This is a genomic window from Amycolatopsis sp. NPDC104819, assembly GCF_055583145.1.
The window spans coordinates 173,510-186,870 of record NZ_JBVJON010000018.1; the positions used below are offsets into that span (position 1 = coordinate 173,510).

The following is a 13,361-nucleotide window of genomic DNA, read 5'->3' on the forward strand; positions in this document are numbered from 1 at the left end:
CAACCGGGTGACTATCCAGACCACCGGATTCAGGTTAGGCTCACCTAAGTAGGAGGTGAGCCGTGACCGAGGCACCGACATCCATCCGCCGCCCGCCGGCACCGAACCCCGCCGAGCGCGCCAAGACGATCGCCACCCGCAACGGGCCGGCGTCGCTCATGCCGACGTGCGAACGCGCCGGTCTCGACGGCGAGCGCGTCGTCCCGGTCCTGCACCACGTGCACCACAGCGGGAGTGTCAGCGTGCTGCTGCCCGACGACCACCCGATGGTCGCCGCGGCCAAGCAGACCCAGCGCGGCGAGCTGGCCGTGATGGTCGAGCTCGCCGACCAGGCGCCGGTCGAGCTGCGGGAGCCGATCCGCGGGCTGCTGTGGATCACCGGCTGGCTGCGGCCGCTCTCGCCGGTTTCGGCCCGCGCGCGGGCGGTGGCGATCGCCGAGTCCCGGCCGGACGAGCGGCTCCTCGACGTCGGCCACGGCGTGACGCTGCTGCGGCTCACGCCGGCGTCCCTCGTGCTCGCCGACGCCGAAGGCACCCACTCGCTGCGGCCGCACATGTTCAGCGCGGCGCCGCCGGACCCGTTCCACGACTACGAGGCCCAGTGGCTGCGGCACCTGGAGAGCGACCACTCCGACGTCGTCGAACAGCTGGCCAAGCACCTGCCGGCAGACCTGCGCGGCGGCCGGATCCGCCCGCTCGGGCTGGACCGCTTCGGGCTGCGGCTGCGCGTCGAGTCCGACGCGGGTGACCACGACGTCCGGCTGGCGTTTTCGAAGTCCGTCGAGAGCCCGCCGCAGCTCGCGATGGAGCTGCGGCGGCTGGTCGGCTGCCCGTTCCTGCGGGGGACGTCAGGCTAGTTCGGCGGGGAAGCCGCCCTTGGCCAGCGGGCCCCAGCTCTCGATCGTCACGCGGATGATGCTCTTGCCCTGCTTGACCATGGCCTCGCGGTATTCGTCCCAGTCCGGGTGTTCACCCGAAATGGCGCGGAAGTACTCGACGAGCGGCTCGACCGAGTCCGGGATGTCCAGCACCTCGGCGGTGCCGTTGAGCTGGACCCACTGGTCGTTCCACTCGTCGGACAGGATGCAGGCGGACACCTGCGGGTTGCGCTTGATGTTCACGACCTTGGCGCGCTTGGGGTAGGTCGAGATGACCAGCCGGCCTTCGGCGTCGACCCCGCAGGTGACCGGCGAGAGCTGCGGGCTCCCGTCGGCCTTCGTGGCCAGCAGGATCGCGCGGTGGCGGGTGGACAGGAACTCGACGAGCGCGGCGCGGTCGACGGTTTTGTTGGTGGCGATAGTCCTGGGCATACCCCGAAGGTAGCGTGCGGACATGACCTTCACCGCGCGATCGTGGCTGGCCCCGGCCCGGCCGGACTTCCCCGTCACGATCGAGGACCCGCGGGAGCGCAAGGCGGTCAAGCTCGAGCTGCTGATCGTCTTCGGGATCACGCTCGGCCTGTCCGGCGTGAGCAGCCTGCTGTCCCTTGTGGACTCACTGCTGAAGCCGATCCCGCTGGCCCAGCAGCCGGCGAAGCTCAACGTCCCCCAGGCCACGCTGGGCCTGATCGACCTGCTCAAGCAGCTGCTGTCGGCGGCGCAGCTGATCGGCTGGGGCGCGCTCGGGCTCTACCTGCTGTGGCGCGCGGGCGTCAAGATCACGCAGGTGGGGCTGGACCGCACCGCGCCCCGCCGCGACACGCTCCTGACCGTGGTGCTCGCCGCGCTGATCGGGATCCCCGGCCTGGGGCTGTACTTCCTCTCCTACCACCTCGGGTTCAGCCTGGCGGTGCAACCGTCCAATTTGGGCAACACGTGGTGGCGGCCGATCACGTTGACGCTCTCCGCGTTCGGCAACGCCTTCGCCGAGGAGGTGCTCGTGATCGGGTACCTGCTGACCCGGTTGCGCCAGCTGGGCGTCCGGGAGAACAACGCGGTGTTCGGCGCCGCCGTGCTGCGCGGGTCGTACCACCTGTACCAGGGCTTCGGCGGGTTCGTCGGCAACTTCATCATGGGGCTCGTCTTCGGGCGGCTGTGGCAGAAGACGAACCGGCTGTGGCCGCTGGTGGCCGCCCACACGCTGTTCGACTTCGTCTCTTTCGTCGGGTACTCGCTGCTCAAGGGGCACATTTCCTGGCTCCCCTGACTAAGCTCGGGTGGTGATCGACGAAACGACACCTCCCCGGGTGGACAGCGAAGTCGGACCCCTGCGCGCGGTGCTGCTGCACCGGCCCGGCAACGAGCTCAAAAGGCTGACGCCCCGCAACAACGACCAGCTTCTCTTCGACTCGATCCCGTGGGTCGACCGGGCGCAGGCCGAGCACGATGCGTTCGCCGACGTGCTGCGCGGCCGCGGCGTCGAGGTGCTGCTGCTGGCCGACGCGCTCCGGACGGCGCTGGAGGACGACCGCGCCCACACGGCGGGGGTGCACGCGGCGGTCGACGACCGGCGGCTCGGCGGCGACCTCGGCGACTCGCTGCGCTCCCACCTTTCCGGCGTCGACGCGGCCGGTCTCGCCGAGGTGCTGATGGCCGGGATGACGTTCGAGGAGCTGCCGTCCGCCGAGGGCGCGTCGCTGGTGCGGATGATGAACCACCCGCACGACTTCGCCGTCGACCCGCTGCCGAACCTGCTGTTCACGCGGGACTCGTCGGCGTGGATCGCCGACCGGGTGGCGATCTCGTCGCTGACCATGCCCGCGCGCCGCCGCGAGACCGCGGTGCTGGACCTGATCTACGCCTACCACCCGTACTTCCGGCACGCGGCCCGCGCGTACGGCGCGCATTCGGCGCCGATCGAGGGTGGCGACGTGATGCTGCTGGCGCCGGGCGTGCTCGCCATCGGCGTCGGCGAGCGCACGACGGCGGCGGGTGCCGAGTCGCTCGCGCGGTCGGTGTTCGCCGACGGCATCGCGCACACCGTGCTGGCGGTGCCGATCGAGCAGTCCCGCGCGACGATGCACCTGGACACGGTGTGCACGATGGTCGACGCCGACGCCGTGGTGATGTACCCGCTGGCGCGCGACTCGCTGACGGCGTTCACGCTGCGCCCGACCGGCGACGGCGGGGTCAAGGTCGCCGGCCCGGCGCCGTTCCTCGTGGCCGCCGCCGAAGCGATGGAGATCGACCGCCTGCGCGTCATCGACACCGGGCTCGACCCGGTGACGGCCGAGCGCGAGCAGTGGGACGACGGGAACAACACCCTCGCGCTGGCGCCCGGTGTGGTTGTCGGGTACGAGCGCAACGTCGAGACGAACGAGCGGCTGGAAGCGGCCGGCATCGAGGTGCTGCCGATCACCGGTTCGGAGCTCGGTTCCGGCCGGGGCGGCCCGCGGTGCATGTCCTGCCCGGTCCGCCGCGACCCCCTCAAGTAATAGAGGTAAGCCTTCCCTTAATGCATTGTGCATTGAGGGAAGGCTAACTTAAATAAGGGTTGTCTTCTCTAGGAATGGTAACCCTAATAGGGGGTAGATCACCAGTCCGAAGTGGCTTTACCGCCAATCTTGACCTATTCTGGTTCGCATGGCCCTCACCAAGAAGAAAGAACCGCGCTCGAAGTTCTACGAACTGCTGCAGGCGCAGATCCACAACGAGTTCAACGCGTCCCAGCAGTACATCTCGCTCGCGGTCTGGTTCGACGCCGAGGACCTCCCGCAGCTGGCGAAGCACTTCTACAAGCAGTCGGTCGAAGAGCGCAACCACGCGATGGCGCTCGTGCAGTACATGCTCGACCGCGACCACCACGTCGAGATCCCCGGCACCGGCGAGGTGCGCAACGAGTTCTCCGGCGTCACCGAGGTCATCGAGCTCGCGCTCGAGCAGGAGAAGGAAGTCGCCACCGACATCTCCGCGATGGCGAAGGCGGCCCGCGCCGAAGAGGACTACATCAGCGAGCAGTTCACGCAGTGGTTCCTCAAGGAGCAGGTCGAAGAGATCTCCCAGATGAGCACGCTGCTGAACGTCGTCAAGCGCGCGAACGGCAACCTGTTCGAGGTCGAGAACCACCTGCACCGCGAGTCCGTCGGCGACGGCGGCTCCGACTCGCAGATGCCGCCGGTGGCCGGCGGGGCACTCTGACGTTCTGACTGCTTCCCACCACAGAAGCCGAAAACCCGGGCTCTCCCCCTGTGGACAGCCCGGGTTTTCGCATGCGGCCGGCGCTCAGCCGGCGCAGTCCTGGTTGACGCTCATGAGGCTGGTCTCGACGACGCCGCTCTCCCCGAGCCGGAAGTGGTAGTCGGCCGCGCCGCCGGCGGGAGCGGCGATACCGCCGGGCTCCTCCTTCGCGGCCGGGTAGGTGGCGAGGACGTCCGCCTTGGTGGACCCGCCCCCGATGCCCTCCGCGGTGTGCGCGACCTGCGCCGGGGTGACGACGGTCAGCCCGACGGCCTTCGAAATCACGACGGTCGCCGGCGCGGGCACTCCGCTGCCGTCCACCGTGTAGACACTGCAGGCGGTCCCCGCCTGGGTCTCGCTGAGCGTGACGGCCTGGGCGGTCACGTCGGCCTCGGACATGCCCAGCTTCAGCCGGCCGAAGCCGTCGGCGGCGAGCAGCGGGCCGCTCATCACGCCCGGCAGCGTCGACGGCTTCGGCGTCGACGGCGGCCGACCCGGCTTCGACGTCACCGCGGTCGGCGGCGGGGAGACCTGGATGTCGTGGGTGCTCGTGGGCCCGGGCGTCGACGGCTGAGGCTGCCGGCCGGGCGTGAGGTTCTCGGGTGGCTTGACGCTGATCACGGACCCGTCGGCGGACATCACCGCGGTGCCGTCTTCGGTGTGGAGGCGGACCATGGTCAGCCCGCCCGCCACGGCGACCACGGCCGCGGCGACTCCCGCCACGGCCTGCACGGCGTGACGACGACGGCGCCGCCGTCGCGCACCGGCCACGATGACCGTGCCGGCGTCGGGTGGCGGCGGCAGGTCGAGCCGTTCGTCGGCGAACATCGCGCGCAGGCGCTGCTCCAGCTCGTCCTCGGAGATGTTCAACCCGCTGCACTCCCTTCGCCTTCGTCGTCGGCCGACTTCAACTTCATCCGCAGCGACGCGATCGCCTTGCTCGCCTGGCTCTTGACGGTCCCCTGCGTGATACCGAGGGCACCGGCGATCTCCGCTTCCGAGAGACCTTCGTAGTAACGCAGCACCATGACGGCACGTTGCCGTGGCGGCAGCGTTCGTAACGCGCGCCACAGCGGCTCGTGCTCGAACGGGTCGGCCGGCACGTGCGGATCGGTGTCCGGCAGGTCGGCCACCAGGTTTTCGCGGCGCGTCCGACGCCACCGGCTCACGTGCGCGTTCGCCATCGAGCGGCGGACGTAGGCCAGCGGGTCGCCGGTCTTCTCGTGCACGTAGCTCCAGCGCGAGCCCATCTTTTCGAGCACGGTCTGGACCAGGTCCGCGGCGTCGTGCGGGTTGCCGGTGAGCGCGTGGCCGTACCGCAGCAACCCCGGCAGTGTCGCCTGCACGAAGTCGCCGAAGTCCGCCAGCTCACCCGGCAACGTCGCGGCCCTCCCTCGGCCTGCGCTGGTCACCCAGGTATCTCCCCCGGTGAAGACGGGTGCCGCAGCGGTCACCGTATCGCCTCCCATCGGGGTCGGGTAGCCAGAAGCCGAGTCGCCTTCCTCCCCAACACGCATCACAGCCCCCTCAGGTTGCCTGCGTTCCCGCCTGGATTCGTAGCCGCCCAGGCGGGTGATGAGTTGCCCACGTCAACGGAGCGCGAGCGCGGCCGGCAGCGTGAAGCCGCCGTCCGCCGTCTCGCCGAATTCGTGCACGCCGACCACGGCCGCGTGCGGTATCGGGCCGTAAACGTGGGGGAACCAGATCCCGGCCGGGTGCGGCGGCTCGCCGTCCTCCCAGCGGACCGGCGCCCCGACCTTCGCCGGGTCGATCTCGAGCAGGACCAGATCGGTCCGCCCCCGGTAGAGCGCGTTGGCCGGCAGGTGTGCCGTGCCGAAGTCGGAACAGTGGATGAACCCGGCTTCCCCCAGCGACGGCGGCCGGTACTCGCCGTCTTCGCCCACTCCGGCCCAGTCGGCCGCCCCGCAGATGTGAAGTATCACGCGAAGAATGGTCCCACCGGCGCGAGCCGGCGGCGGTGTCTCGTGCGCCACAAAAGCCCTGGTTGAACGCTCATCGAGGCGGTCACCGACCACCGGTTCGGACCGGTAGTCCGGCGCTTGTTGACGCGGCGTGGCTGGTGCTCGCGGTCGGCGGCGGGCCGAGGTCAGCGCAGGGTGAGCTGGCGGCCGATGAGACCGTCGCGGGCACGGCGCTCGGCGGCGTTCAGGGGCTCGGTGTCGAGGGACTTGAACGCCGTGTCGAGGCGGGCGCCGAGTGCGTCCTTCGCGTCGGCCCATTCGCGGGCGTGGGCCTCGGGGTCGAGGTCCCACACCGGCACCAGCAGGCCGTGCGCGCGGAACGAGCCCGCGTAGCGCGAGCCTTCGCCGAGGCCCAGCTCGCCGGCCGCGGACAGCCGGGCCAGGGCCTGGAGCAGCAGGTTCTCCGGCTCCGGACGGACCCAGCGCAGGTGCGCCTTCTCCCCCGCGAGGACCCAGTAGGCGCCCGAGCCGAGACGTTCGGTCGGCATGATGGCGGCGTTCGCGCGCTCGAGGGAGACCGCGACGTCACCGGTGGCGTCCGCGTCCTCGGGCAGCCACCACGCGAAGTCGGTGTGCAGCGTGACGTCGAGCTCGGCGCCCGGGGTCAGCAGGTCCTGGAGGCGCGCGTGCTCGTCGGCGGCCGGCGGGGTCGTGGTGTCCGGCACGCCGAGGACGTCGCCCTCCTTGGCGTCCAGCAGCCACTTCAGCGAGCGGCCGAGGTCGCGGCTGATGTCGGAGGAGCGGGTCTGCACCTGCAGGCCGAGGTACCGCTCGCCGTCCGAGCGGACGAACGCGGCCGCCGCCATCGGCAGCACGGTGCCGAGGGTGACGTCACCGCCGTCGGCGAGGGTCAGCTTGGCCGTCGCGGACGGCACGAACTCGCGCAGCGCGATCAGCTCGGGCTCCGCCGCCAGTCCCTCGAACGGCTGGCCGACGAAGACGTCGCGCACCTTCGGCTTGCGGTCCGACGCCTGCTTGGGACCCTTCTTGCGCGCGCCCTTGCCCACTGCTGCCTCCTCTGGCTCGGCTTGAGACGCTATCGAAGGGTTAGTCTCGCGACGTGTTCGACCCCCGCGATCCCGAGTTCCTCGAAGACCCGTACCCGGCGTTCGCCGCCCTGCGCGCACAAGGCGACGTCCATTTCCACGACAAGCTCGGCTTGGCCGTGGCGGTTTCGCACGCCGCGTCGTCCGCTGTGCTGCGCCACCGCGGGCTCGGCCGGATCTGGCAGGACGCCGAGCCGCTCGAACGCTTCGCCTCGTTCAACCTCCTTCACCGGAACTCCCTGCTGGAGAACGAGCCGCCGGCCCACACCCGCCTGCGGCGCGTGATCGCGGGCGCGTTCGGCCGCGGCCACGTCCAGCGGCTGCGTCCGATGGTCGCGACGCTCGCCACCCGCATGGTCGACGACCTCGCCGCGGCCATCACCGCCGACGGCAGCGCGGACCTGCTGGAGCACCTGGCCCAGCCGCTGCCGGTCGCGGTGATCGCCGAACTGCTCGGCGTGCCGGGATCCGACGGGCCCCGCATGGTGGAGTTGTCAAACAGCATCGTGAAGATGTACGAGTTCGACCTGCCCGAGGACGGCCGCGACGCCGCCGAGCGGGCCGCCGAGGAGTTCGTCGCCTACATCCGGACGGTGGCGGCTTCCCGCGCCGAGTCCCCCGGCGACGACATCATCAGCGACCTCCTGCGCAGCGAGCTGACACCGGACGAGCTGGTGGCGACCGCGGTGCTACTGCTGATGGCCGGCCACGAGGCCACCGTGAATGTGCTCGGTAACGGCATCACCGCGCTCCTCACGCACCGGGACCAGTGGGAGCGCCTGCTGGCGTCCCCCGAGCTGTTCGACTCGTGCGTCGAGGAGTTGATCCGGTTCGACTCGCCCCTGCAGCTGTTCGAACGGACGGCCACAGAGGACGTGACGATCGGCGACTACGTCGTCTCCCGCGGGCAGAAGATCGGGGCGCTACTGGGTGCCGCGGCTCGAGACCCGAAGGTGTTCGACTCACCGGACCGGCTCGACATCGGGCGGACGCCGAATGCCCATCTGGGCTTCGGGCTTGGGATTCACTACTGCGTTGGTGCTCCTCTCGCTCGGGTGGAGATCGCCGCGGCGTTGAGCGCTTTGGCGGTGAAGCTGCCGGGGCTGCGGCTCGCGGAGGCTCCGCGGCGACGGCCGGAGTTCGTGATCCGCGGGTTGCGGGAACTCCGGGTAACGGTCTGACCCGCTGGGCGCCTGGTTCGGCGTGATCCGGGGCGGATCTCGTGTGATTGGGTGCCGATCTCGCGTGGTTGGAAGCGGAACTCGCGGACTGCCGCCGGGGCTGCGCATGGCGGCGACGACCGGAGTTCGTCATCCGCAGACTGCGGGAACTCCGGGTCACCGCCTGACCCGCGGGCGCCCGGCTTGGCGCGATCCGGGACGGATCCGCGTGACTGAACGCGGAACTCATGGATTGCTGCCGGGACTGCGCCTGGCGGAGATCCCGCGGCCACGGCCGGAGTTCGTCATCCGCGGGCTGCGGAACGCCGAGTCACTGACTGAGCTGCTGGGCGCCCGGCTCGGCGTGACCCCGGAGCGGACCTCGCGTGACGGCCGGGGTCGTGATCCGCGGGTTGCAAGGGCTCCGGGTCACCGTCTGACCCGCTGGGTGTCTGGCTCGGCGTGATCCGGGGCGGATCTCGCGTGACTGGACGCCGAACTCGCGTGATTGGAGGCGGGGCTCAGGGGGTTACGCCGGTGAATAGGTCGTCTTCTGGGGCGGGGCTGGGGGTGGGGTGGGCCAAGTGGTAGTCCTCGTAGGGCCAGACCTTGCGCTCGATTTCGCGTGAGTGGGTGAAGAACGGGCCGGTGGGATCTATCTGGGTCGCGTGGGCTAGGAGGGCGCGGTCGCGGGTGCTGAAGTGGGCTTCGCAGCGGATCCTCGTGGTGACGGTGAGCTTGTCCTCCTTCGGGAGTTCGTCCAGGACCGTGCCCATCGATGACTTCAGGCCGGCCGCGAGCGTTGCGTCGTGGAGGGCCTGGAACCAGGCGCGGCTCAGGACTGCTTGGTAGTACAGCTTTTGGGCCTGCCACGGCTCGCCGGTGCCCGGGTAGCGGGTGGGGTCGGGGGCCGCGGTGAAGGCTTCGCGGGTTACCTCGTGGGTGCGGATGTGGTCCGGGTGGGGATAACCGCCCGTCTCGTCGTACGTGATCACGACCTGTGGGCGGAACTCCCGGATCAGCGCGACCAGCGGCGCTGCCGCCTCTTCCAGTGGGATCGCTGCGAAGCATCCTTCGGGCAGTGGCTCGCCTTCGCCCGGCAGGCCGGAGTCGACCAGGCCGAGGAAACGCTGGCGCACACCGAGGATTTCGGCGGCGGCCGCCATCTCGCGACGGCGGACCGCCGGGAGGTCTTCGCGGGTCTTCTCCGTGTTGAGGGCCGGGTTGAGGATGTCGCCTCGTTCACCGCCGGTGCAGGTGGCGACGAGGACGTCGACCCCTTCGGCGGCGTAGCGGGCCAGGGTGGCCGCGCCCTTGCTGGACTCGTCGTCGGGGTGGGCGTGGACGCTCAGGAGGCGTCGGGTCATCGGGTTCTCCTTGGGGAAGGGCTAAGCGAGCCGGCTTCGGCCGGGGAACAGCGCCGCCGGGATCAGCGTCAGGGCGGACAGCGCCAGCGCCCACGTGAACGTGGTTCCGAAGGCCGTGGGTGCGGCCGACACCGTCAGTTCGGTGTGGAGGATCGCGGCCAGCAGAGCGGTGCCGAGGGAGCCGCCGATGCGGTTGATCACGTTGAACGCGCTGGCCGCGCGCGGGATCCGTGAGCGCTCCAGCGAGCCGTACAGCGTGGTCATGCCCGGCGTGGTCGCCGCGCCCAGGCCGGCGCCGCGGATCAGCAACGACAGCGTCAGCCAGACGCCGCTGGGCGCCGAACCCAGCTGGGTAAAGGCAACCGTTCCCAGCAACGACAGGGTGATGCCGGCCAGCATCATGGCGCGGGGGCCGAAGCGGGCCAGCAGGCGGCCGCCCGCGAGGAGGACCGCCGCCGATCCCACCGCTTGGGGCGCCAGGAGGAGTCCGGCCTGCAGCGGGCTCGCGTGCTCGACCTGCTCGTAGTACAGCGGTAGCAGCAACATCGAGCTGTACAGGGACGCGCCCAGCAAGAACGTGCTCATGCTCGACACCGTGAACCCCTTGTCGCGGAACAGCTTCAGGTCGAGCACCGGGAAACGCACCCGGGAGGCGTGGACGCCGTACGCCAACAGCAGCACCGCTCCGGCCACCCACGCCACGGTGAGGCCCTCGGCCAGGCCGTACACGAACACTGCCAGCCCCGGGGAGAGCAGCAGGATCCCGCGGACGTCCAGCGGCTCGCGAGTGCCGGACGGCGGCGGCGCCGGGAGGAGCCGCCGGGCGAAGACGAACGTCGCCACGCCCAGCGGGACGATCCCGAAGAACATCCAGCGCCAGCCGAAGTCCGCCACCAGGGCGCCGCCGAGCATCGGGCCCAGCACCGGGGCCACCGTGGCCGGGAGGGTGATCACGCCGATCATCCGGCCCAGCGCCGGGCCCGCCGCCTGCGCGAACACCGCCTGGCCTACCGGCTGCATCAGCCCGCCGCCCAGGCCGTGGAGCACCCGGAACACGATCAACGCCGACGCCGACCAGGCGAAACCGCACAGCAGCGTGCCCGCCGTGAAGATCGCCACCGCCGTCAGCCAGACCGCGCGGCCGCCGAACCGGTCGGCGAGCCAGCCGGACAACGGGATCGCCGCCGACGCCGCGAGCAGGTACGCGCTCGCCACCCACTGCACCGTCGGCAGCGTGCTGCCCAGGTCGCGGGCGATCGAGTCGATCCCGACGGTGACGATCGTCGCGTCGAGGATCGACAGCACCGCGCCCATGATCAGGACCCCGCCGAGCCGCCACAACGCCGCGTCCGGACGTACCGCCGTTGTCATCTCCACCCCCGTTGGCTAGGTCGGACCTCAGATTAGGTCGAACCCAGTCGATGGGTCAAGCACAAACTTGGGTCCGACCCAGTAGAGTGACCCCATGAGCGAGGGACTCCGGGCCCAGAAGAAGCACGAGACCAGGAGGAACATCTCCGACGTCGCGACGGGCCTCTTCATCAGGAACGGCTTCGAAGACGTGACGATCGCGGAGATCGCCACCGAGGCGCGGGTGGCCAAGATGACCGTGACCAACCACTTCCCGCGCAAGGAGGACCTGGTCTTCGACATCCGCACGGACTTCACGTCCTGGCCGGCCACCCTGGTCCGCGACAGCGTCTTCCACGACACCCGCGAGCTCTACTTCGAAGCGCTGGGCGCCGAGCACGCGCTGGTCGGCTTCTCGGGTCCCGGTTTCGTGCGGATGATCAAGGAAAGCCCGGTCCTGACGAACGCCCTGCACGAGATGCACCGCGAGCGCGAGGCCGCCCTCACGCACCTGCTGATCCGGCGCCACCCCGAAGAGGGGCTCTCGCCGGTGCTCGCCGCCGCGCACCTCACGACCGTGCTGCGCGTGCTCTTCGAGGAGGTCTTCGACCGGACCGTCGAGGACGAGAAGCAGATCTCCGACGCGGTGTGGCCCCTCGCGGAACTGGCCTTCGACCAGCTGGAACCGGTTTTCGGGAGGTACTAGCGGGCCGCGCCGGCCGGGCGTGCGGTGCGCAGCTCGGGCTCCGGCGCGTCCGCGACCTTCAGCACGCGCATCGACCGCACGGCCCGCGCGTCCGAAGGCGCCAGCAGCGCCGAGAACCGCCGGACGACCAGCGCCGTCACCACGGCCAGCGCGGCCGCGGAGAGGTCGGTCAGGGCGACCAGGATGACGCTGTCGGCCATCGACTGGACGTCTTCGCGGAAGCGCCAGACGATCGTCGCGCCGAGCAGGATCCAGTTCAGCAGCCAGGCGCCCCACCACACGACGACCTGGCGGGACGGCTTCGGGCGCATGTCGCGCGGGCGGCCCAGCACCGCGTGCTCGAGCTCGCCGACGATCGACAGCGCCATCGGCAGGTTCGCCACCGGCACGAGAACGCCGACCAGCACCTGCCACACCGGGCGCGGCGAGGCGTCACCCGAGAGGTCCGACGCCGCCTGCCGGGTGACCAGCAGCCACCAGACCGACAGCCCGGCGGGCAGCAGCGCGAGGATCGAGGCCAGCAGGCCGGCGGTGAGCACGAACCCGTCGGAGAACGCCACCACCGAGCGGGTCAGCGCGGCGTCACGGCCCTGGACGAGCAGCACGTAACGCCAGATTTCCGCGCCGGCGGCGACCACGGAGAGCACGGCGAACCCGAAGAGGACACCGATCAGGCTCCGGCTGAGCACCGGCACGCGGTCGATGGGGCGGATTTCGTCGGACGCCGTGCCGGGCACCGACGTCGGACGGCGCCAGACCAGGTTCGGGAACCCCCAGCGCGGGGGCACGGGGTACGACGGCGGCCCGAAGTACCGCTCGGGCGGCACGACCCGGCGTCGCGGCCAGGCGCCCGGTGGCGGGGTCGCCACCCAGCGCAGCTTCGGCCGGTGGGCCTGACGGCGGTGATACGGGTACGGCTCCGGCTGGGCGGCCAGCGTCCGGCCCTGCAGCTGCGGGGCGTTCGGCGGCGGCACCTGGCGCGGCCAGTACCCCGGGGGGTACTGCGGAGGCTGACCCGGCTGCAAGGCTAGATCACTTCGGGATCGATGCCGGGGTGCTCGCCGACCATCGGCCGGCCTTCGCGGTGCCACGCGCCCATGCCGCCGGCGACGTTCACCGCGTCCCAGCCGCTCTGGTTGAGCCACGCCGTCGCCCGCGCGGACCGGCCGCCGCTGCGGCAGATCACGTGGATCGGCTGGTCGTCGGGCAGGTCGGTCAGCTCGCCGACGCGGACGGGCAGCTCTCCCATGGGGATGTGCACCGCGCCCGGCGCGTGCCCGGCGGCCCACTCGTCGTCTTCGCGGACGTCGAGCAGCACGAGGCCGTCCTTGGGCAGGTCGCGGACCTCGGCGGTCGGCAGTTCAGCAGGGCTCACCACGATCTCCATGCTGCCATGCCGGGGCGTTGCCCGCGCGTGAGGTGGACACGCGCGGGCGGAAAGAGGCATCACGCGTGATCCGGGAGGCATCACGCGTGACTGGAGGGGCATCACGCGTGATTGAGGGGGCGACACGGCGCGGGGGGGGGGGGGGGGGGGGGGGGGGGGGGGGGGAGAGGGGGGGGGGGGGGGGGTGAGGGAGGAGGAGCACGAGGTCGCCCGCCGCCTGACGGTGTTCGCCGGCGGCGCGACGCTCG

At 71.0% G+C, this 13,361-nt stretch carries 15 protein-coding genes; 6 read left to right on the plus strand and 9 right to left on the minus strand.

The features are described 5' to 3' along the window. The first annotated feature begins 62 nt into the window (after positions 1 to 62). Entirely contained in the window at positions 63 to 857 is a 795-nt protein-coding gene (locus ACZ63E_RS41100; protein WP_465341726.1) for a DUF2470 domain-containing protein, read from the plus strand. Here the strand turns inward: ACZ63E_RS41100 and ACZ63E_RS41105 are convergent. Beyond that, entirely contained in the window at positions 849 to 1,310 is a 462-nt protein-coding gene (locus ACZ63E_RS41105; RefSeq protein WP_465341727.1) for a PPOX class F420-dependent oxidoreductase, read from the minus strand. The two genes, ACZ63E_RS41100 and ACZ63E_RS41105, sit on opposite strands and share 9 nt — an antisense overlap. Before the next feature lie 22 nt (positions 1,311 to 1,332). Here ACZ63E_RS41105 and ACZ63E_RS41110 point away from each other — a divergent pair, with 22 nt between their 5' ends. From ACZ63E_RS41110 to ACZ63E_RS41120, 3 genes are all read left to right on the plus strand, one after another. Beyond that, positions 1,333 to 2,145 (plus strand): CPBP family intramembrane glutamic endopeptidase, encoded by an 813-nt coding sequence (locus ACZ63E_RS41110; RefSeq protein WP_465306191.1) that lies wholly within the window; start codon positions 1,333 to 1,335, stop codon positions 2,143 to 2,145. 40 nt (positions 2,146 to 2,185) lie between these two features. Next, a complete protein-coding gene (locus ACZ63E_RS41115) occupies positions 2,186 to 3,373 on the plus strand; it encodes an arginine deiminase (protein WP_465307010.1) in 1,188 nt (395 codons plus the stop codon). A gap of 148 nt (positions 3,374 to 3,521) precedes the next feature. Then, entirely contained in the window at positions 3,522 to 4,076 is a 555-nt protein-coding gene (locus tag ACZ63E_RS41120; protein WP_465341728.1) for a ferritin, read from the plus strand. 84 nt (positions 4,077 to 4,160) lie between these two features. Here ACZ63E_RS41120 and ACZ63E_RS41125 read toward each other — a convergent pair whose 3' ends face one another. The 4 genes from ACZ63E_RS41125 to ACZ63E_RS41140 all read right to left on the minus strand — a co-directional run bounded on the left by ACZ63E_RS41125 (position 4,161) and on the right by ACZ63E_RS41140 (position 7,104). After that, positions 4,161 to 4,985, minus strand: a complete 825-nt coding sequence (locus ACZ63E_RS41125; protein WP_465341729.1) for a hypothetical protein — start codon at positions 4,983 to 4,985, stop codon at positions 4,161 to 4,163. Continuing rightward, positions 4,982 to 5,494 (minus strand): SigE family RNA polymerase sigma factor, encoded by a 513-nt coding sequence (locus ACZ63E_RS41130; RefSeq protein ID WP_465341744.1) that lies wholly within the window; start codon positions 5,492 to 5,494, stop codon positions 4,982 to 4,984. The genes ACZ63E_RS41125 and ACZ63E_RS41130 overlap by 4 nt, the downstream gene beginning before the upstream one ends. 210 nt (positions 5,495 to 5,704) lie before the next feature. Continuing rightward, positions 5,705 to 6,058, minus strand: coding sequence for a DUF952 domain-containing protein (locus ACZ63E_RS41135; RefSeq protein ID WP_465341730.1), 354 nt, complete (start codon positions 6,056 to 6,058; stop codon positions 5,705 to 5,707). Between the two features lie 164 nt (positions 6,059 to 6,222). After that, entirely contained in the window at positions 6,223 to 7,104 is an 882-nt protein-coding gene (locus tag ACZ63E_RS41140) for a DUF5926 family protein (protein ID WP_465306199.1), read from the minus strand. Between the two features lie 53 nt (positions 7,105 to 7,157). Between ACZ63E_RS41140 and ACZ63E_RS41145 the strand changes: the two genes are divergently transcribed. Continuing rightward, positions 7,158 to 8,324, plus strand: a complete 1,167-nt coding sequence (locus ACZ63E_RS41145) for a cytochrome P450 (protein WP_465341731.1) — start codon at positions 7,158 to 7,160, stop codon at positions 8,322 to 8,324. A 500-nt stretch (positions 8,325 to 8,824) separates the two neighbouring features. On the opposite strand, the gene mca is transcribed toward ACZ63E_RS41145, so the two are convergent. Both mca and ACZ63E_RS41155 read right to left on the minus strand, forming a co-directional pair. Then, positions 8,825 to 9,670 carry a mycothiol conjugate amidase Mca gene (gene mca / locus ACZ63E_RS41150; RefSeq protein WP_465341732.1) on the minus strand — a complete coding sequence of 282 codons (846 nt, stop codon included), beginning with the start codon at positions 9,668 to 9,670 and terminating at the stop codon, positions 8,825 to 8,827. A gap of 21 nt (positions 9,671 to 9,691) precedes the next feature. Further along, a complete protein-coding gene (locus ACZ63E_RS41155; RefSeq protein ID WP_465341734.1) occupies positions 9,692 to 11,041 on the minus strand; it encodes a DHA2 family efflux MFS transporter permease subunit in 1,350 nt (449 codons plus the stop codon). 94 nt (positions 11,042 to 11,135) lie between these two features. On the opposite strand from ACZ63E_RS41155, the gene ACZ63E_RS41160 reads away from it, so the two are divergent. Further along, positions 11,136 to 11,726: a TetR/AcrR family transcriptional regulator gene (locus tag ACZ63E_RS41160; protein WP_465341735.1), complete on the plus strand. Its 591-nt coding sequence runs from the start codon at positions 11,136 to 11,138 to the stop codon at positions 11,724 to 11,726. Here ACZ63E_RS41160 and ACZ63E_RS41165 read toward each other — a convergent pair. Together ACZ63E_RS41165 and ACZ63E_RS41170 are read right to left on the minus strand one after the other, a co-directional pair. Beyond that, positions 11,723 to 12,751: a DUF4328 domain-containing protein gene (locus tag ACZ63E_RS41165; protein WP_465341736.1), complete on the minus strand. Its 1,029-nt coding sequence runs from the start codon at positions 12,749 to 12,751 to the stop codon at positions 11,723 to 11,725. The genes ACZ63E_RS41160 and ACZ63E_RS41165 overlap by 4 nt on opposite strands. 2 nt (positions 12,752 to 12,753) lie before the next feature. Then, positions 12,754 to 13,113: a rhodanese-like domain-containing protein gene (locus ACZ63E_RS41170; RefSeq protein ID WP_465341737.1), complete on the minus strand. Its 360-nt coding sequence runs from the start codon at positions 13,111 to 13,113 to the stop codon at positions 12,754 to 12,756. Positions 13,114 to 13,361 lie beyond the last annotated feature (248 nt).